This is a genomic window from Paeniglutamicibacter sp. ORCA_105, assembly GCF_045798545.1.
Classification (GTDB): domain Bacteria; phylum Actinomycetota; class Actinomycetes; order Actinomycetales; family Micrococcaceae; genus Paeniglutamicibacter; species Paeniglutamicibacter sulfureus.
Map to the genome: position 1 here is coordinate 1 of NZ_JBIXLM010000104.1, position 334 is coordinate 334.

Genomic DNA, 334 nt, shown 5'->3' on the forward strand with positions numbered 1-334 from the left:
TTCGATCGAGACGTTTCCGGGCGCACCCGGGACCGTCGCCGGGGTCGGTGCCGTGGTGAAGGCCGCAGCCTCCGACGCCGGTGCTGTCCCTACCGCGTTGTGCGCGGTGACGGTGGCGGTGTAATCCGTCTTGGACTCAAGCCCCTCGAACTTCACCGAGAGCTCCCCCTCGGTGGAGATGGGTGCCACCTGTGTGGCGCCGCCCAGGGATACCGTGTAGCCGGTGATGGCCGAACCGCCGTCGTGCGGGGCCTTCCACTTCACCGTCGCGGATTCATGCGTCGCCTCGACCGTGATCTCCGAGACCGCGGCAGGAGCCGTGGCCGGTTCAGCC

1 protein-coding gene is annotated in these 334 nt (G+C 68.9%); it reads right to left on the minus strand.

From position 1 onward, the window contains the following. The coding region (locus ACIPUB_RS20155; protein WP_407609008.1) for a fibronectin type III domain-containing protein at positions 1 to 334 on the minus strand (334 nt) is incomplete at both ends.